This window comes from Variovorax sp. YR566 (assembly GCF_051992195.1).
GTDB lineage: Bacteria > Pseudomonadota > Gammaproteobacteria > Burkholderiales > Burkholderiaceae_C > Variovorax.
Map to the genome: position 1 here is coordinate 5,967,757 of NZ_CP197092.1, position 17,481 is coordinate 5,985,237.

General features: G+C 66.7%; 18 protein-coding genes. 15 read left to right on the forward strand and 3 right to left on the reverse strand.

The features are described from left to right. Nucleotides 1-59: 59 nt before the first annotated feature. Nucleotides 60-1,292 (reverse strand): phosphoglycerate dehydrogenase, encoded by a 1,233-nt coding sequence (serA, locus tag ACTG4X_RS27840; RefSeq protein ID WP_093077456.1) that lies wholly within the window; start codon nucleotides 1,290-1,292, stop codon nucleotides 60-62. Nucleotides 1,293-1,528: 236 nt separating this feature from the next. Here serA and ugpB point away from each other — a divergent pair, with 236 nt between their 5' ends. From ugpB to ACTG4X_RS27870, 6 genes are all read left to right on the forward strand, one after another. After that, nucleotides 1,529-2,839 carry a sn-glycerol-3-phosphate ABC transporter substrate-binding protein UgpB gene (gene ugpB, locus ACTG4X_RS27845; RefSeq protein ID WP_097198206.1) on the forward strand — a complete coding sequence of 437 codons (1,311 nt, stop codon included), beginning with the start codon at nucleotides 1,529-1,531 and terminating at the stop codon, nucleotides 2,837-2,839. Nucleotides 2,840-2,938: 99 nt separating this feature from the next. Beyond that, nucleotides 2,939-3,820 (forward strand): sn-glycerol-3-phosphate ABC transporter permease UgpA, encoded by an 882-nt coding sequence (gene ugpA, locus ACTG4X_RS27850; RefSeq protein ID WP_093057468.1) that lies wholly within the window; start codon nucleotides 2,939-2,941, stop codon nucleotides 3,818-3,820. 1 nt (nucleotide 3,821) lies between these two features. After that, nucleotides 3,822-4,673: a sn-glycerol-3-phosphate ABC transporter permease UgpE gene (gene ugpE / locus ACTG4X_RS27855; protein WP_093057467.1), complete on the forward strand. Its 852-nt coding sequence runs from the start codon at nucleotides 3,822-3,824 to the stop codon at nucleotides 4,671-4,673. Between the two features lie 3 nt (nucleotides 4,674-4,676). Further along, entirely contained in the window at nucleotides 4,677-5,684 is a 1,008-nt protein-coding gene (gene ugpC, locus ACTG4X_RS27860; RefSeq protein ID WP_093057466.1) for a sn-glycerol-3-phosphate ABC transporter ATP-binding protein UgpC, read from the forward strand. 3 nt (nucleotides 5,685-5,687) lie between these two features. Then, complete coding sequence (gene ugpQ, locus ACTG4X_RS27865; RefSeq protein WP_093077459.1) at nucleotides 5,688-6,434, forward strand: glycerophosphodiester phosphodiesterase; 747 nt, start codon at nucleotides 5,688-5,690, stop codon at nucleotides 6,432-6,434. A gap of 77 nt (nucleotides 6,435-6,511) precedes the next feature. Continuing rightward, nucleotides 6,512-8,944 (forward strand): DUF3772 domain-containing protein, encoded by a 2,433-nt coding sequence (locus ACTG4X_RS27870; protein WP_440532456.1) that lies wholly within the window; start codon nucleotides 6,512-6,514, stop codon nucleotides 8,942-8,944. A 13-nt stretch (nucleotides 8,945-8,957) separates the two neighbouring features. Here the strand turns inward: ACTG4X_RS27870 and ACTG4X_RS27875 are convergent, their stop codons facing one another. Then, the gene (locus ACTG4X_RS27875) at nucleotides 8,958-9,428 is read right to left on the reverse strand and encodes an Lrp/AsnC family transcriptional regulator (RefSeq protein WP_440532457.1); all 471 of its coding nucleotides are present in this window, start codon (nucleotides 9,426-9,428) and stop codon (nucleotides 8,958-8,960) included. Nucleotides 9,429-9,692: 264 nt separating this feature from the next. On the opposite strand from ACTG4X_RS27875, the gene ACTG4X_RS27880 reads away from it, so the two are divergent. The 4 genes from ACTG4X_RS27880 to ACTG4X_RS27895 are packed head-to-tail and all read left to right on the forward strand — an operon-like array spanning nucleotide 9,693 to nucleotide 12,843. Continuing rightward, nucleotides 9,693-10,619, forward strand: a complete 927-nt coding sequence (locus tag ACTG4X_RS27880) for an ABC transporter substrate-binding protein (RefSeq protein ID WP_093057501.1) — start codon at nucleotides 9,693-9,695, stop codon at nucleotides 10,617-10,619. 21 nt (nucleotides 10,620-10,640) lie between these two features. Continuing rightward, nucleotides 10,641-11,537: an ABC transporter permease gene (locus ACTG4X_RS27885; protein WP_093057463.1), complete on the forward strand. Its 897-nt coding sequence runs from the start codon at nucleotides 10,641-10,643 to the stop codon at nucleotides 11,535-11,537. Beyond that, nucleotides 11,537-12,331 carry an ABC transporter ATP-binding protein gene (locus ACTG4X_RS27890; protein ID WP_093077463.1) on the forward strand — a complete coding sequence of 265 codons (795 nt, stop codon included), beginning with the start codon at nucleotides 11,537-11,539 and terminating at the stop codon, nucleotides 12,329-12,331. Before ACTG4X_RS27885 ends, ACTG4X_RS27890 begins: the two co-directional genes overlap by 1 nt. Beyond that, on the forward strand, nucleotides 12,331-12,843 hold the full coding sequence (locus tag ACTG4X_RS27895; protein WP_440532458.1) for a GNAT family N-acetyltransferase: 513 nt from the start codon (nucleotides 12,331-12,333) through the stop codon (nucleotides 12,841-12,843). Before ACTG4X_RS27890 ends, ACTG4X_RS27895 begins: the two co-directional genes overlap by 1 nt. 7 nt (nucleotides 12,844-12,850) lie before the next feature. On the opposite strand, the gene ACTG4X_RS27900 is transcribed toward ACTG4X_RS27895, so the two are convergent. Then, nucleotides 12,851-13,129 carry a hypothetical protein gene (locus ACTG4X_RS27900; protein ID WP_440532459.1) on the reverse strand — a complete coding sequence of 93 codons (279 nt, stop codon included), beginning with the start codon at nucleotides 13,127-13,129 and terminating at the stop codon, nucleotides 12,851-12,853. A gap of 112 nt (nucleotides 13,130-13,241) precedes the next feature. Between ACTG4X_RS27900 and hemA the strand changes: the two genes are divergently transcribed. The 5 genes from hemA (at nucleotide 13,242) to ACTG4X_RS27925 (ending at nucleotide 17,449) form a co-directional block, all read left to right on the forward strand. Then, a complete protein-coding gene (gene hemA, locus ACTG4X_RS27905; protein ID WP_307616273.1) occupies nucleotides 13,242-14,513 on the forward strand; it encodes a glutamyl-tRNA reductase in 1,272 nt (423 codons plus the stop codon). Nucleotides 14,514-14,612: 99 nt separating this feature from the next. Next, entirely contained in the window at nucleotides 14,613-15,701 is a 1,089-nt protein-coding gene (gene prfA / locus ACTG4X_RS27910; protein ID WP_093077468.1) for a peptide chain release factor 1, read from the forward strand. Continuing rightward, nucleotides 15,701-16,555 carry a peptide chain release factor N(5)-glutamine methyltransferase gene (gene prmC, locus ACTG4X_RS27915; protein WP_097198202.1) on the forward strand — a complete coding sequence of 285 codons (855 nt, stop codon included), beginning with the start codon at nucleotides 15,701-15,703 and terminating at the stop codon, nucleotides 16,553-16,555. Before prfA ends, prmC begins: the two co-directional genes overlap by 1 nt. Before the next feature lie 29 nt (nucleotides 16,556-16,584). Next, nucleotides 16,585-16,911 (forward strand): Grx4 family monothiol glutaredoxin, encoded by a 327-nt coding sequence (gene grxD / locus ACTG4X_RS27920; protein WP_093057456.1) that lies wholly within the window; start codon nucleotides 16,585-16,587, stop codon nucleotides 16,909-16,911. Nucleotides 16,912-16,927: 16 nt separating this feature from the next. Further along, nucleotides 16,928-17,449, forward strand: a complete 522-nt coding sequence (locus tag ACTG4X_RS27925; RefSeq protein ID WP_093077471.1) for a cupin domain-containing protein — start codon at nucleotides 16,928-16,930, stop codon at nucleotides 17,447-17,449. The last annotated feature ends 32 nt before the right edge of the window (nucleotides 17,450-17,481 follow it).

Consider the following 17,481-nt stretch of genomic DNA (forward strand, 5'->3'; position numbering starts at 1 on the left):
GGTTGCTACGGCCTTGTGCTAAGCATGGCTCCCGGAGGGCTCCCCGCCCCCAGGGGGTCTCAGAACAGCACGCGGCTGCGAATCGTCCCGCCCACCTTCGCCAGTTTCTCCAGCGCCAGGTCCGAGGATGCCGCGTCGATGTCCATCACCACATAGCCGATCCTCTCGTTCGTCTGCAGGAACTGCGAGGAGATGTTGATCTGGTTGTCCGAAAAGATCTTGTTGATCTCGGACAGCACCCCAGGCACGTTCCGGTGGACGTGCAGCAGCCGGTGCTTGCCAGGGTGCGCAGGCAGCGCCACTTCAGGGAAGTTGACGGAAGACGTCGAAGTGCCGTTGTCGCTGTACTTGACCAGCTTTTCCGCCACTTCCAGCCCGATGTTGGCCTGCGCCTCCATGGTCGAGCCGCCGATGTGCGGCGTCAGGATCACGTTGTCGAGGCCCCGCAGCGGCGACTGGAACTCGTCCTTGTTGCTGCGCGGCTCCACCGGAAACACGTCGATGGCGGCGCCCAGCAGCTTTTTCGTCTTCAGGGCCTCGGCCAGCGAGTCGATCTCGACCACCGTGCCGCGCGAGGCATTGATCAGGATGGCGCCGGGCTTCATGGCCGCGATCTCGGCCGCGCCGATCATCCATTGCGTGGCCTGCGTCTCGGGCACGTGCAGCGTCACGATGTCGCTCTGGGCCAGCAGCTGGTGCAGCTCGCGCACCTGGCGCGCATTGCCCAGCGGCAGCTTGGTGACCACGTCGAAGAAGGCCACGTGCATGCCCAGCGCCTCGGCCAGCACCGACAGCTGCGCGCCGATGGAGCCGTAGCCCACGATGCCCAGCGTCTTGCCGCGGATTTCAAACGCGTTGTCGGCCGACTTGAGCCAGCCGCCGCGGTGCGCCACCGCACTCTTCTCGGGCACGCCGCGCAGCAGCAGGATGGCTTCGGCCAGCACCAGTTCGGCCACCGAGCGGGTGTTGGAATACGGGGCATTGAACACCGCCACGCCGTGCTCGCGGGCAGCTTCCAGGTCGACCTGGTTGGTGCCGATGCAAAAGCACCCGGCGGCCACCAGCTTGTGGGCGGCGGCGAACACCTCGGCCGTCAGCTGGGTGCGCGAGCGGATACCCAGGAAATGCACGTCGGCGATCTTCGCCTTGAGCTCGGCGTCGGGCAGCGCGCCCGGCAGCGACTCGATGTTGGTGTAGCCGGCGGCGCGCAGCACCTCCACGGCCGAGGGGTGAATGCCTTCGAGCAAGAGGAACTTGATCCTGCTTTTGTCGAGGGAGGTTTTGCTGCTCATGGCGCTCTCGCAGAAGTCCCGGCCGTGGCGACAGGCTAGGCCAAAAAAGGGAGGGCGATGCTAGCATGGTGCGGCGCAGCAAGCAGGGCCGCAGCCCGCGCCGGGCCTGATGCAAACAGGGCCAAAGGGGTTTCCCCGATTGGAAGCAACCCGCGCTCCATGCGCCAATGTGACGCGGCTGTGTCATGCACATGCCCTAGCATCCGCGCTTTCCATTTTTCCCTTCAGGAGTCTTCATGCGATTCAAGACGCTTGCGCTGGCATCGGCGTTGGCCGCCACGCTGTTCAACGTGGCACAGGCCCAGACCGAGATCCAGTGGTGGCATTCCATGACCGCCGTCAACAACGAGTGGGTCAACGATCTGGCCAAGCAGTTCAACGAGAGCCAGAAGGAATACAAGGTCATCCCGACCTTCAAGGGCACGTACGACGAATCGATGACGGCTTCCATCGCGGCCTTCCGCGCCGGCAACGCACCGCACATCCTGCAGGTGTTCGAAGTGGGCACCGCCACCATGATGGCCAGCAAGGGCGCCATCGTGCCGGTCGGCCAGGTCATGAAGGACGCGGGCGAGAAGTTCGACCCGACCGCCTACATCCCTGCCGTGGCCGGCTACTACACCGCCCCCAATGGCCAGATGCTGAGCTTCCCGTTCAACAGCTCGACCACCATCTTCTATTTCAACAAGGACGCCTTCAAGGCTGCCGGCCTGCCCACCGACAAGGCGCCGTCGACCTGGCCCGAGGTGGTTGCCGCCGCCGCCAAGCTCAAGGCCAGCGGCCACAAGTGCCCGTTCACCACGGCCTGGCAGAACTGGACGCAGGTGGAGAGCTTCTCGGCCTGGCACAACGTGGAATTCGCCAGCAAGGCCAACGGCCTGCAGGGCCTGGACGCGCGCCTGAAGGTGAACTCGCCGCTGCACCAGCGCCACATCGAGAATCTGGCCAGCATGGCCAAGCAGGGCCTGTTCATCTACAAGGGCCGCGGCAACGTGCCCGAGGCCTCGTTCGTGTCGGGCGAGTGCGCCATGATCAACACCTCTTCGGGCTTCTACGGCAACGTGGCAAAGAACGCCAAGTTCGCCTACGGCCTGGCGCCCCTGCCCTACTACCCGGACGTGCCGGGCGCACCGCAGAACACCGTGATCGGCGGTGCCAGCCTGTGGGTCATGTCGGGCAAGAAGCCGGCCGAATACAAGGGCGTGGCCAAGTTCTTCAGCTTCATCTCGACGCCTGAAGTGCAGTCCGCCAGCCACAAGCGCACGGGCTACCTGCCCGTGACCACCGCTTCGTACAAGCTCACCGAAGAGTCGGGCTTCTACAAGCAGAACCCCGGCACCGACGTGGCCGTGACGCAGATGATCCGCAAGGTCACCGACAAGAGCCGCGGCATCCGCCTGGGCAACTACGTGCAGATCCGCGCCATCGAGGACGAAGAGCTCGAACAGGTCTGGAACGGCAAGAAGACGGCCAAGGAAGCCCTTGACGCCATCGTGACCCGCGGCAACGAGCAGCTGGAACGCTTCCAGAAGGCAAACAAGAGCTGACGATTGACGACCGGGCCCCTCGTGTCCGGCTAATATCGCCCGCCCCCGCTCACTCTTCTACAAGAGTGGGCGCGGCGGGATTTTTTACGTAGAGGGTTCATGGAAAAACGCGTCTTCTTTCGCTCGGGCTGGCTGCCCTGGCTGCTGCTGGCACCCCAGATGGCGGTGATCCTCGTGTTTTTCTTCTGGCCGGCGGGGCAGGCCATCCTGCAATCGCTGCAGCAGCAGGATGCGTTCGGCACATCGGTCGAGTTCGTCGGGCTGCAGAACTTCAAGGAGCTGTTCCACGACCCGGCCTACGCCGAGTCGTTCAAGACCACCGCCGTTTTCTCGGTGCTGGTGGCCGGCATCGGGATCAGCCTGTCGCTGGCGCTCGCCGTGTTCGCCGACCGCATCGTTCGCGGCGGCATGTTCTACAAGACCATGCTGATCCTGCCGTACGCGGTGGCACCCGCCGTGGCGGCCGTGCTGTGGGTCTTCATGTTCTCGCCGTCGCTGGGCGTGGTGGCCTATGCACTCGGCAAGATCGGCATCGACTGGAACCATCTGCTCAATTCGCGGCACGCAATGACGCTGATCGTGATGGCGGCTGTGTGGAAGCAGATTTCCTACAACTTCCTGTTCTTCCTGGCCGGCCTGCAGTCCATTCCGAAATCGCTGATCGAGGCCGCAGCCATCGATGGCGCGCGCCCGTGGCGCCGGTTCTGGACCGTGCAGTTCCCGCTGCTGTCGCCCACCACGTTCTTCCTGCTGGTGATGAACGTGGTCTACGCCTTCTTCGACACCTTCGCCATCGTCCACGCCGCCACCGAGGGCGGCCCCGGCAAGGACACCGAAATCCTCGTCTACAAGGTCTATCACGACGGCTTCAAGGCACTGGACCTTGGCGGCTCGGCCGCACAGTCGGTGGTGCTGATGGTGATCGTCATCGCGCTGACCATCGTGCAGTTCCGCTACGTCGAAAAGAAGGTGCAGTACTGACATGGTTGAAAAACGAAGCACCCAGGGCATCCTGGCCCACGTGGTGATGATCCTGGGGGTCATCATCGTCGCCTTCCCCATCTACCTTGCGTTCGTGGCGTCCACCCACACCGCGCAGGAGATCGTGCAGCGGCCCATGCCGCTGCTGCCCGGCAGCCACATGCTGGACAGCTACAAGGCCGCGCTCTTCGGCCGCGCCACCAGCGCCGGATCGAACGCGCCTGTTGCGCACATGATGTGGGTGAGCCTGGTGACGGCCATGGTCATTGCCATCGGCAAGATCTCGATCTCGCTGCTGTCGGCCTTCGCCATCGTCTACTTCCGCTTTCCGTTCAAGAAGATCTGCTTCTGGGCCATCTTCGTGACGCTGATGCTGCCGGTGGAAGTGCGCATCCTGCCCACCTACAAGGTGCTGTCGGACCTGAGCCTGCTGAACTCGTACGCGGGCCTCACGGTGCCGCTGATCGCGTCGGCCACGGCCACCTTCCTGTTCCGCCAGTTCTTCCTGACGGTGCCCGAGGAGCTCACCGAGGCCTCGCGCATGGATGGCGCCGGTCCGATGCGCTTCTTCTTCGATGTGCTGCTGCCGCTGTCGAAGACTTCGATCGCCGCGCTGTTCGTGATCCAGTTCATCTACGGCTGGAACCAGTACCTCTGGCCGCTGCTGGCGGTCACCAACGAAGACATGTACCCCATCGTCGTCGGCATCAAGCGACTGATTGCCGGCGGCGATGGCCAGAACGAATGGAACGTCGTGATGGCCACCGCCATCCTAGCCATGCTGCCGCCCGCGCTGGTGGTGGTGCTGATGCAAAAGTGGTTCGTCAAGGGCCTCGTGGACACTGAAAAATAAGTTATGGCTGCTCTCTCCCTACGCAACGTCATCAAGCGCTACGGCCACGGGCCGAAAGCCAACCAGGTCATCCACGGCGTGAGCGCCGAGATCGCCGACCATGAATTCATCGTCATCGTCGGCCCCTCGGGCTGCGGCAAGTCCACGCTGCTGCGCATGGTGGCCGGCCTGGAGGAAGTCTCGGCCGGCGAGATCGCCATCGGCAACAAGGTGGTGAACCAGCTCGAACCCTCCGAGCGCGACATCGCCATGGTGTTCCAGAACTACGCGCTGTACCCGCACATGAGCGTGTTCGCAAACATGGCCTACGGCCTGAAGATCGCCAAGGTGCCGGTCGACGAGATCAAGGTGCGAGTCGACAAGGCCGCGAAGATCCTCGAGCTCGGCCACCTGCTGGAACGCAAGCCGCGCGAACTCTCCGGCGGCCAGCGCCAGCGCGTGGCCATGGGCCGCGCCATCGTGCGCCAGCCACAGGTGTTCCTGTTCGACGAGCCGCTGTCGAACCTCGACGCCAAGCTGCGCGCGCAGACGCGCCTTGAAATCCAGAAGCTGCACCGCGAGCTCGGCATCACTTCGCTGTTCGTCACGCACGACCAGGTCGAGGCCATGACGCTGGCGCAACGCATCATCGTGATGAACGGCGGCGTGATGGACCAGTTCGCCACGCCCGAAGAGGTGTACTCGCGCCCCGCCACCACCTTCGTGGCGAGCTTCATCGGCTCTCCTCCGATGAACCTGCTGCGGCACGCGCCGGGCGTGCGCCCGGGCCAGATCCTGGGCATTCGCCCCGAGCACCTGAAGCTCGACGAAAGCGGCTGGACGGTGCAGGTCGAGCAGGTCGAACTGCTGGGCGCCGAGCGCCTGGTGTACGGCCGCATCGGCGACGAGCAGATCATCATGCGCACCGACGAAGGCGACCATCCACCGGTCGCGGGCGACACGGTGAAGATCGCGGCGCGCGAAGACAAGCTGCACTGGTTCGACGCCGGTTCGGGCAAGCGCGCAGACTGAACGATGGCCTTGTCGACACCCTGGCCGTATCCCCGCTGGGTCGCGCATCGCGGCGCCGGCAAGCTGGCACCTGAAAACACGCTTGCGGCCTTCAAGCTCGGCGCCTCGCACGGCTACCGCATGTTCGAGTGCGACGCCAAGCTCAGCGCCGACGGCGTGGTCTTCCTCATGCACGACGCCACGCTCGGCCGCACCACCAGCGGCCACGGCATCGGCGGCGCGCAGCCCTGGAGCGCGCTGGCGCAGCTCGACGCGGGCGGCTGGCACTCGCGCGCCTACGCGGGCGAGCCGCTGCCCACGTTGGAGAACATCGCACGCTTCTGCCTGGCCAACGGGCACCTGCTCAACATCGAGATCAAGCCGACGCCCGGCGTCGAGCGCGAAACCGGTGAAGTGGTTGCGCGCGAAGCGGCCCGCTTGTGGCAGGGCGCGGCCGTGCCGCCGCTGCTCACGTCCTTCCAGGTCGAATCGCTCAAAGGCGCGCAGGCGGTGCAGCCCGAGCTGCCGCGCGGCCTGCTGCTCGACACGCTGTGGAACGGCTGGCTCGAGGCCGCGCAGCAGCTGGACTGCGTGGCCATCGTCTGCAACCACGCGCTGTGGGACGCGGCGGTGGTGGCACAAGTGCACGGCGCAGGCCTGCGCGCACTGAGCTACACGGTGAACGACGAGTGGGCTGCGCAGCGGCTGATCGACCTGGGCACCGACGGCATCATCACCGACAGGGTGGACCTGTTCAGCCCCGCCGGCTGAAGCTGCGCGGCTGAGGCCGCACCTACGCACTTACTTCTTACCGGCCCTTACGAAATGGCGGCTTCTATGATGCGGCCATGAGTTGGACCCTACGCTTCGCGAGCTTCTGCTTCGCAGCCCTGTGCATGTGCGGCGGCGCCTCGGCGCAGCCAGACCTCGGCGGCAACGCCAACAGTGCTGCCGCGGCCGCAGCAGCCCCCGCCCCCACAGTGGCCGAACTGCGCGAGCAGTTCACCAAGCTCAGCACCGCCGCCGAGACCGATGAGGACGCGCGCAAGCTGCTCGCGCAGATCAACGACATCGGCACCCAGGCCGACAAGTTCGTCACCGCGCGCACCGGCGAGCTTGCCGATCTGAACGCCCGGCTCGGCGAGCTTGGCAATCCGCCCGCCGCTGGCGCCACCGAAGACCCCGACATCACCCGCCAGCGCGCGCGCCTGACCAAGGAGCGCAACGCACTCGACGCCGACATCCGCCTTGCGCGCCTGCTCTCGGTCGATGTACGGCAGCGCGGCACCGAGCTGGTCACGCAGCGCCGGGCGCTGTTCGAGGCGCAGCTCACCGAGCGCGCGGCCTCGCCGCTGACCGCCGAGTTCTGGAACGACCTGCGCGAGGCCTGGCCCGACGACCAGGCACGGCTGAAGGCGATGGTGTCCTCGGTGAACGACGGCCTGGTGGCCGCGACCCAACCCGAAACGCGCCTGCAGGTGATCGCGGCCCTGGTCGGGGCGCTGCTGCTCGCGGTGTTCGGCAACTGGGCGGCCGAAGTCCTGCTCGCCCGGCTGGCCGCGCGCGTCCTGCCGGCGGGGCGGCTGCGGCGTTCGGTGCTGGTGATCGGCATCGTCGCGAGCCATGTGCTGCTCGTGGCCGTGGCCGCGCACGGCTTCGTCGAGGTGCTGAAAGAATTCGCCACCTGGGAGCCGCAGGCGCGCAAGGTGCTCAATTCGACGGCCCAGGCGCTGGTGTTCATGGCCTTCGTGATCGGGCTGGGCCGCGGGCTGCTGGCCACGCGCCGGCCCTCGTGGCGCCTGCCGCCGATTCCCGACGCCATGGCCACGCGGCTCGCCGCCCTGCCCTGGCTGGTGGCGCTGGTGGCCGCGCTGGCGTGGACCCCGGCGGAGGTCAACGCGCTGATCGACGCGAGCTTCGCGGCCGTAGTGGCCACGCACGTGCTCACGGCGCTGGTGCTGACGGCGCTGGTTGCCACGGTGCTCTATGTCGTGAAGCCGCTGCGCGCCGATGCGGCCGAGGCCGGCCTGCCCGAACGGCCGATGTGGGTCGGCCTGCTGGTGGCGCTGATCGGCGCGCTGATGATCGCGATCTGGGTGCTGGTGGCTGTCGGCTACGTGGCGCTGGCGAGCTTTTTGGCCTCGCAGCTCACCTGGAGCGGCATCGTGGCTGCCGCCTTCTACGTGCTGTTCAAGTTCGCGGACGACGTGTTCATGGCCACGGTGTCGTCGCGCGCCGCCTTCGGCCAGCGGCTGCAGAAGAGCTTCAACCTCGCGCCGCAGACGCTGGACCAGGTCGCCACGGTGCTGTCGGCGCTGAGCCGGGTGGCGCTGTTCTTCTACATGTTGATAGCGCTGGCCGCGCCGCTGGGCACGGGGCCGGGCGAGGTGTTCCAGCGCAGCGGCAAGTTCGGCACCGGCGTGAAGGTGGGCGAGTTCCAGCTGGTGCCGGGAGCGATCCTGAGCGCGATCGCGGTGGCGGTGGTGGGCTTCGTGGTGCTGCGAATCTTCAAGCGCTGGCTCGAAAGAGCCTACCTGCCGAACACGAAGCTCGAGCCGGGCATGCAAAGCTCCATCACCACGCTGCTGGGCTATGTGGGCGGCATCCTGGTGGTGGCGTTTGCGCTTTCCGCACTGGGCATCGGCATCGAGCGCATCGCGTGGGTGGCGAGTGCGCTGTCGGTGGGTATCGGCTTCGGCCTGCAGGCGATCGTGCAGAACTTCATCTCGGGGCTGATCCTGCTGGCCGAGCAGCCGGTGAAGGTGGGCGACTGGGTGGTGCTGGGTACGGCCGAGGGCGACGTGCGGCGCATCAACGTGCGCGCCACCGAGATCCAGCTGGGCGACCGCTCGACGCTGATCGTGCCGAACTCGGAGTTCATCACCAAGACCGTGCGCAACATGACGCTGGCCAACGCCGAGGGACGCGTGCTGATCCGCCTGCCGATGCCGTTGACCACCGACGCGCAGCGCGTGCGCGACCTGATCCTCGCGGCCTGCAAGGCGCACGAAGGCGTGCTGGAAACCCCGGCGCCGTCGCTCACGCTCGAGGGCATCGAGAACGGGCTGCTGATCTTCCAGGCGATCGCCTATGTGGCGAGCCCCCGGCTCGCGGGCGGCGTGCGCAGCGACCTGCTGTTCGTGATCCTCGACGAACTGAAGAAGGCCTCGCTGCCGCTGGCCGTGCCGACGATGGTGATGACGGCTACCGCGCCGGAAGCGCTCGCGACGCCCTCCGTGCCTTCGTCGCCCGCCTCGCCGATTCCGGGCATGCCGGGCTGAGGCGCTGTAGCAGTCACTCCAGCGGCAGCGCCGTAGTGAACTTGATCTCGTTGAGGCACACGCTCGAACGCACCGCCGACACGCCGGGCATGTGCATCAGCGTGTGCATCAGGAACTGCGAGAGCGCCTCCAGGTCTCGCGCGACGACCTTGAGCACGTAGTCGAAGTCGCCCGTCACCGAGTAGCACTCCAGGATCTGCTTCAGGTCGGCGATCAGGTCCTGGAACTTGGGCAGTTCGTCGACATGGCCGCGCGCCATGGTCACGTGGATGAAGGCGATCACGCCCAGCCCGATGTGGCGCGCGTTCAGCCGCGCCGCGTAGCCGTTGATGAGCCCCAGTTCTTCCAGCCGCCGGTGGCGCCGCAGGCACTGCGCCGGCGAGAGATTGGCCACCTCGGCCAGTTCGAGGTTGGATGCACGGCCATGCACCTGCAGGTGCTCAAGAATCCTCCGGTCGATCCGGTCGAGTTCGATCTCATGCAATTTCCTCTCCCAATGCACCAAATTCATGCAATTTTATGGCGCAAAGCGGGGTAAGCCCGAGCCGTTCATGCACCTTAATTGTGCAAAGTACGATCTAGACTCCGAGGCGCCCGGGACGCATGCCGCGATCCAGGGCCGCTGAATTCCTCGCCACCGGCGCCCGCCGGCGGCTTCAGACGCATCCACACCCCCACCCGGAGACCCTTTCCCGTGAAAAACGCTTTGCTTCGCACACCCTTCAGCGCAGTGGCCCTGGCCCTCGGCATGCTGGCCGCCGCGCCTTCGTTCGCGGCCGACACCAAGTCGGTGGCCGTGACCGCCATCGTCGAGCACCCGGCGCTGGACGCCGTGCGCGACGGCGTGAAGGCCGAGCTGAAGGCGGCCGGCTACGAAGAAGGCAAGAACCTCAAGTTCACTTACCAGAGCGCGCAGGGCAACGTGGGCACTGCAGCCCAGATCGCCCGCAAGTACGTGGGCGATGCGCCCGACGCGATCGTCGCCATCGCCACGCCGTCGGCGCAGGCCGTGGTGGCCGCCACCAAGACGATTCCGGTGGTGTATTCGGCAATCACCGACCCGGTGGCCGCCAAGCTGGTGAAGAACTGGGAGCCCTCGGGCACCAACGTGACGGGCGTGTCGGACCTGTCGCCGCTCGAAAAGCACGTCGGCCTGATCAAGCAGGTGGTGCCGAACGCCAAGCGCATCGGCGTGATCTACAGCCCCGGCGAAGCCAACTCGGTGGCCATCGTTGCCTCTTTGAAGAAGGCCGCCGCCGATGCTGGCATGACCGTGGTCGAAGCCGCCGCCGCCCGCACGGTGGACGTGCCCACCGCCGCCCAGAGCCTGGTCGGCAAGGCCGACGTGATCTACACGCCAACCGACAACAACGTGGTCTCGGCCTTCGAAGGCATCGTGAAGGTGGCGCAGCAGGCCAAGCTGCCGGTGGTGGCAGCCGACACGGCCACCGTCGAGCGCGGCGCCGTTGCTGCCCTGGGCCTGAACTACAGCGACATCGGCCGCCAGACCGGCAAGATCGTGGTGCGCATCCTCAAGGGTGAAAAGCCCGGCACGATCGCCTCGCAGACCAGCACCAACTTCGAGCTGGTGGTGAACCCCGGCGCAGCCAAGCTGCAGGGCGTGACGCTGTCCGAATCGCTGCTGAAGACCGCCAAGGTCGTGAGCACGAAGTAAGCACGCGAGCCTTTTTCTCTCATGTCGCTCATCGCTTCGCTGGGCGCCATCGAGATCGGTCTGATATTCGGACTGGTCGCGCTGGGCGTCTTCATGTCGTTTCGCATCATCAATTTTCCCGACCTCACGGTGGACGGCAGCTTTCCGCTGGGCGCCGCCGTGGCCGCGACGCTGATCGTCGCGGGCTGGAACCCGGTGGCCGCCACCGCCGTGGCCTGCGTGGCCGGCGCCGTCTCGGGCTGGGTCACGGCCTGGCTCAACGTGAAGCTGAAGATCATGCAATTGCTCGCGAGCATCCTGGTGATGATCGCGCTGTACTCCATCAACCTGCGCGTGATGGGCAAGCCCAACGTGGCGCTCATCACCGAACCGACTGTGTTCAGCATGGTCGACTTCGGCGGCATGCCCGAGCAGTGGGCCAAGCCGCTGTTGCTGCTGCTGATCGTGATCGTCGCGAAGATCCTGGTCGACATGTTCTTCGCTTCTGAAGCCGGCCTGGCGATGCGCGCCACGGGCGGCAACGCGCGCATGGCACGGGCCCAGGGCATCTCGACCGACTTCCACACCATGGCAGGCCTGGCGCTGTCGAACGCGCTGGTGGCGCTGGCCGGCGCGCTGTTCGCCCAGAGCCAGGGCACGGCCGACATCTCGATGGGCGTGGGCACGATCGTGATCGGCCTGGCCGCGGTGATCATCGGCGAGACGCTGCTGCCCGCGCGAAGCATGGTCATCACCACCCTGGCCTGCGTGCTGGGTGCGCTGCTGTATCGCTTTTTCATCGCGATGGCGCTGAACACCGACTTCATGGGCCTGCAGGCGCAAGACCTGAACCTGGTGACTGCCGTGCTGGTGGCGTTCGCGCTTCTGGTGCCAGCCTACAAGCGCAAGCTGGGCGGGCTTTTCAAGGGGAAGAACTGATGCTGCGCGCCCAACAACTCGAAATGACCTTCAACCCGGGCACGCCGATCGAGAACCGCGTGCTGCGCGGCCTGAGCCTGGAAATTCCGACCGGCCAGTTCGTCACCGTGATCGGCTCGAACGGCGCGGGCAAGTCGACCTTTCTGAATGCGGTGAGCGGCGACCTGATCGTCGACAAGGGCAGCATCGAGATCGACGGAAAGGACGTGACCCGCTTGAACGCCTGGCAGCGCTCGGGCATGGTGGCCCGCGTGTTCCAGGACCCGATGGCCGGCACCTGCGAGGCGCTGACCATCGAGGAGAACATGGCGCTCGCCTGGAAGCGCGGCGAGCGCCGGGCCTTCGGCTTTGCGCTCAACCGCAACCTGCGCGAGCTGTTCCGCGAGAAGCTGTCGATCCTGAAGCTGGGGCTGGAGAACCGGCTGGCCGACCGCATCGGCCTGCTCTCGGGCGGGCAGCGGCAGGCGGTGAGCCTGCTGATGGCCTCGCTCAAGCCCTCGCGCATCCTGCTGCTGGACGAGCACACGGCCGCGCTGGACCCGAAAACTGCCGCCTTCGTGCTGGAACTGACCGCCAGGATTGTCGAAGGCAGCCAGCTCACCGCGATGATGGTGACGCACAGCATGCGCCAGGCGCTGGACTACGGCTCGCGCACGGTGATGCTGCACGAGGGCCAGGTGATCCTCGACGTGGCCGGGTCGGAGCGCTCGGGGCTCGACGTGCCCGACCTGCTGCGCATGTTCGAGCAGACACGCGGCGAAAAACTGGACGACGACAAGCTGCTGCTGGCCTGATGGTGTCGGACGCCCCCTTCGTGCGCGGCATGCGCGCCGACGACCTCGACGCCGTGCTCGCGATCCAGCTCGCCTGCTATGGCGCGGGGTTCGTGGAGGACGGCGCACTGATCTCCCGACGGCTCGCTGCCGCGCCGCATACGGGCTGGGTGGCCGAGCATGAGGGCAGCGTGCGGGCCTATCTGGCCGGGTATCCATCGGTAGTCGGCAAGCTCACTCCGCTGCACGGGGAGTTCGAAGTGGCCGAACAGCCCGATTCGCTATACCTGCACGACCTGGCTGTGCACCCGGACGCCTCGGGCCTGGGGCTGGGGCCCTTGCTGCTACGCCACGCCTGGGCTCACGCGGCACAGGCCGGCTGGCGGCATTCGACGCTGGTGTCGGTGCAATCCTCGGTGGGTTTCTGGCTGCGCCAGGGTTATGCGGCCACGCAGCCCGCCGGCACCGGGCAGCAGGCCCGTCTCGCCACCTATCCCGGCGAGTCGGTCTACATGGTCCGCCGGCTCGGCTGACTGGTTGTCAGCGGCGCCAGCCGCGCATCGCCAGCCACTGGACAGTGCCGCAAACCACCACGAGCGCGGCGTAGGTCACCATCGCTCCGTCACGCCCGAACACGGCAAGGCCCACCACCAACACCCCCACGCCGGCCGCAAAGGTCAGCGCCCACTGCACCCACCAGCGCGGGACGCTGGCGCGGTTGCCGCCCAGGAACCGCCCGACAAAGGCCAGCACCAGGGCCAGGAAGGCCGCGGGTGCTACAAAATTAAGCAGGTGATTCAAGAGGGCCAGCAGGTCCATCGGGAGGGGTTGCGCACGTGCCGGAACATGCGCGGAAGGTTATGGCTGTCATAGGGAAAGCCATTTGTCCTTCCGCAAGCCTCGTGCGGCTGCTGATTTTATAATCACGGCCATGTCAGTCTGGGCTCTCGGCTTGAACCACACGACCGCGCCGCTCGATCTGCGCGGTCGTTTCGCGTTCGCGCTCGACCAGATAGCCCCCACGCTGCAGAGCCTGCGCAGTTCCTTTGCCTCCGGCCGCCACCCCCAGGTCGAGGCCGCGATCATCTCCACCTGCAACCGCACCGAGATCTATTGCGCGTCCGAACACGCCGCGCTGGACCACACCTTCGGCTGGCTGGCAGCCAGCGGCGGCGTGGCCCCTGCCCTGCTGCGCTCGCACGCCTACACCCTGCACGACGACGAAGCCGCGCGCCATGCCTTCCGCGTGGCCAGCGGGCTCGATTCGATGGTGCTCGGCGAAGCGCAGATCCTCGGCCAGATGAAAGACGCCGTGCGCGCAGCCGAGACGGCCGGCGCGCTCGGCAGTACGCTGAACCAGCTGTTCCAGCGCTCCTTTGCCGTCGCTAAGGAGGTCCGCACCGCCACCGAGATCGGCGCGCACTCCATCAGCATGGCCGCCGCGGCGGTCCGGCTGGCCGGCCAGCTCTTCGAAGATTTGCATCAAACGCGCGTGCTGTTCGTCGGCGCGGGCGAAATGATCGACCTCGCGGCCACGCACTTCGCGGCCAAGGAGCCCAAGTCGATCGCCATTGCCAATCGCACGCTCGAACGCGGCGAGAAGCTGGCCTCGCGCTTCGGCGGCGAGGCGATGCGGCTGGCCGACCTTCCCTCGCGGCTCGCCGAGTTCGACATCGTGGTGAGCTGCACCGCGAGCACGCTGCCGATCATCGGCCTGGGCGCCGTCGAGCGGGCGCTCAAGGCACGCAAGCACCGCCCGATGTTCATGGTCGACCTGGCCGTGCCGCGCGACATCGAGCCCGAAGTGAAGGCGCTCGAGGATATTTATCTCTACACCGTCGACGACCTCGCCCAGGTCGTGCAACAGGGCCAGGCCAACCGCCAGGCCGCGGTGGCACAGGCCGAAGTGATCATCGACGCCGGCGTGCAGAGCTTCATGCACTGGCTGGGCCAGCGCGGCACCGTGCCGCTGATCCAGCAGCTCAACGCGCAGGCCGACGAGTGGCGCGCCGCCGAAATGGCCCGTGCGCGCAAGCTGCTGGCCAAGGGCGAATCGGTCGATGCGGTGCTCGAAGCGATGTCGCGCGGGCTCACGCAGAAGATGATGCACGGCGCCATGGCCGAGCTGCACGCTGGCGATGCCGCCTCGCGCGAGCAGACCGCGCAGACGATCTCGCGCCTGTTCCTGCGCAAAGAGCGTTAGCGACGCTCGTCATCGCCTGGCCCGACCGGCCGCGATCTTCTTCATGCGCCCTGCCCTCGCTCGGCAGCACCCTCCCATTTTTTCGAGCCTCTTTCCCCCGTGAAATCCTTTCTGCGCCACCAACTCGAACGCTACGCCCAGCGCCTGGGCGAGCTCGACTTCCTGCTCTCGCGCGAAGACATCATGAGCGACATGGCGCAGTACCGCACCATCTCGCGCGAGCATGCCGAGGTCACGCAGATCGCCGGCCGCTACGAGCGCTACCGCCAGCGCGAGGCCGACATCGCCGGTGCCAAGGAAATGCTCGACGACCCCGACATGGCCGAGATGGCGAAGGAGGAAATCGCAGGCGCCGAGGTCGAGCTGGTGCAGCTCGAAGAAGAACTGCAGCGCCTGCTGCTGCCCAAGGACCCCGACGACGCGCGCAATGCCTTCCTCGAAATCCGCGCGGGCACGGGCGGCGACGAATCGGCGCTGTTCGCGGGCGACCTGCTGCGCATGTACACGCGCTACTGCGAGCGCGCCGGCTGGCGCTGCGAGGTGGTGAGCGAAAGCGAGAGCGAACTCGGCGGCTACAAGGAAGTGGTGATCCGCATCGTCGGCGACGACGTGTTCGGCCACCTGCGCTTCGAATCGGGCGGCCATCGCGTGCAGCGGGTGCCCGCCACCGAGACGCAGGGCCGCATCCACACCAGCGCCTGCACGGTTGCCGTGCTGGCCGAGCCCGACGAGACCGTGGCCGTGCAGATCAACCCGGCCGACCTGCGCATCGACACCTACCGCGCGAGCGGCGCCGGCGGCCAGCACATCAACAAGACCGACTCGGCCGTGCGCATCACGCACATCCCGACCGGCATCGTGGCCGAATGCCAGGACGACCGCAGCCAGCACCGCAACAAGGCCAAGGCGCTGCAGGTGCTGTCGGCGCGCATCCAGGAAAAGGAGCGCAGCGAACGCGCCGCCAAGGACGCGGCGATGCGCAAGGGGCTGATCGGCAGCGGCGACCGCTCGGACCGCATCCGCACCTACAACTTTCCACAGGGGCGCCTGACCGACCACCGCATCAACCTCACGCTCTACAAGCTGCTCGCCATCATGGAAGGCGACCTCGGCGACGTGCTCGACGCATTGCGCGCCGCACGCGAGGCCGAGCAGTTGGCCGAGCTCGAATCGAGTCTGCCGGCGTGATGACCACCACCGAGAACCCATTGCCGTCGACCGTGGCGCAAGCGCTGACCGCGGCTGTCGCCCTGGGCATCGACCGGCTCGACGCCCAGCTGCTGCTGCTGCACGCGCTGGGTCGCGCGCCGCACGACCGGGCCTGGCTGCTGGCACACGACACCGATGCGATGCCTGATTCGGCATGGTCCGCGCTGGCTGCGCAGTTGTCGCGGCGCCGGACGGGCGAACCGGTGGCCTACCTGCTGGGCGAGAAGGAATTCCATGGCCTCAACCTGCAGGTCGATGCCCGCGTGCTGGTGCCGCGCCCCGACACGGAAACGCTGGTCGAATGGACCCTGCAGTGCCTCGAAAGCCATGCCGCCCCGCGCGCGCTCGACCTCGGCACAGGCAGCGGCGCGATCGCGCTGGCCCTGCAACACGCCCGCCCCGATGCACAGGTCGACGCGGTCGATGCAAGCGCCGATGCGCTCACGGTCGCCCAGGCCAACGCCCGGCGCCTCGGCCTGCCCGTACGCTTCACCCAGGCGAATTGGCTCGACGGCGCCGGCAACGGCTACACGGTCATCGCCAGCAACCCGCCGTACATCGCCGCCGGCGACCCGCATCTGCCGGCGCTGCGCCATGAGCCTTCTTCCGCGCTTGTCGCGGGCGCCGACGGGCTCGACGACATCCGCCAGATCGTGCAGAACGCCCCCACCCACCTCGCGGAAGGCGGCTGGCTGTTGCTCGAACACGGCCATGACCAGGCCGCCGCCGTGCGCCAACTGCTCGCCGCGCGCGGTTTCGCCGAAGTGCAAAGCCGCGACGACCTTGCCGGCATCCAGCGCTGCTCCGGCGGAATCTGGCGCACGGTGAAATAATCCCCCAGCCTATTTTTTCAGGAGTCCCCATGTCCGACGCCCAGCAACGCATCGACGACCTCGTCAAGACCAACGACCTCGTGCTCTTCATGAAGGGCAATGCAAGCTTTCCGATGTGCGGCTTCTCTGGCCGCGCGATCCAGATCCTGAAGGCGGTCGGCGTCGACACGAAGACGCTCAAGACCGTCAACGTGCTCGAAGACGACGGCATCCGCCAGGGCATCAAGGAATACAGCAACTGGCCCACGATCCCTCAGCTCTACGTGAAGGGCGAGTTCATCGGCGGCTCGGACATCATGATGGAGATGTACGAATCGGGCGAGCTGCAGCAAGTGGTGAACGGCGCCGCCGCCTGAACCAACGAAGCCGGTCATGAGCCACGATCACGACGCGGATCACGGCCATTCGCATGACGGCGATGACGGCGAAGGCGCCCCGGCCTGGAAGCACGACGGCGTGCGGGTGATCGGAGCCAACCAGCTCGACGTCAACACCGCTCAGACGCCCGGCATGAACCGGGCGGCCGCCATCAACTTCGCCCGCGTAGGCGCACAGAAGCTCTGGGCCGGCACCGTGACCATCCATGCCGATGCCAAGACCGGTGCCCATCACCACGGGCACCTCGAATCGGTGATCTACGTCGTGCGCGGCCGGGCCCGCATGCGTTGGGGCGAGAAACTGGAATTCACTGCCGAGGCCGGGCCGGGCGACTTCATCTACGTGCCGCCCTTCGTGCCGCACCAGGAAATCAACGCCAGCGCGACCGAGACGCTCGAATGCGTGCTGTGCCGCAGCGATGGCGAAGCAGTGGCCGTGAACCTCGACATCGAGCCCGTGGAAAAACCCGAATCGGTGCTCTGGGTCGACCCGACTCACCCGCACGGCGGGGTCTGAACGTTTTTCCGGTGCCGAGTCATGGCACCATG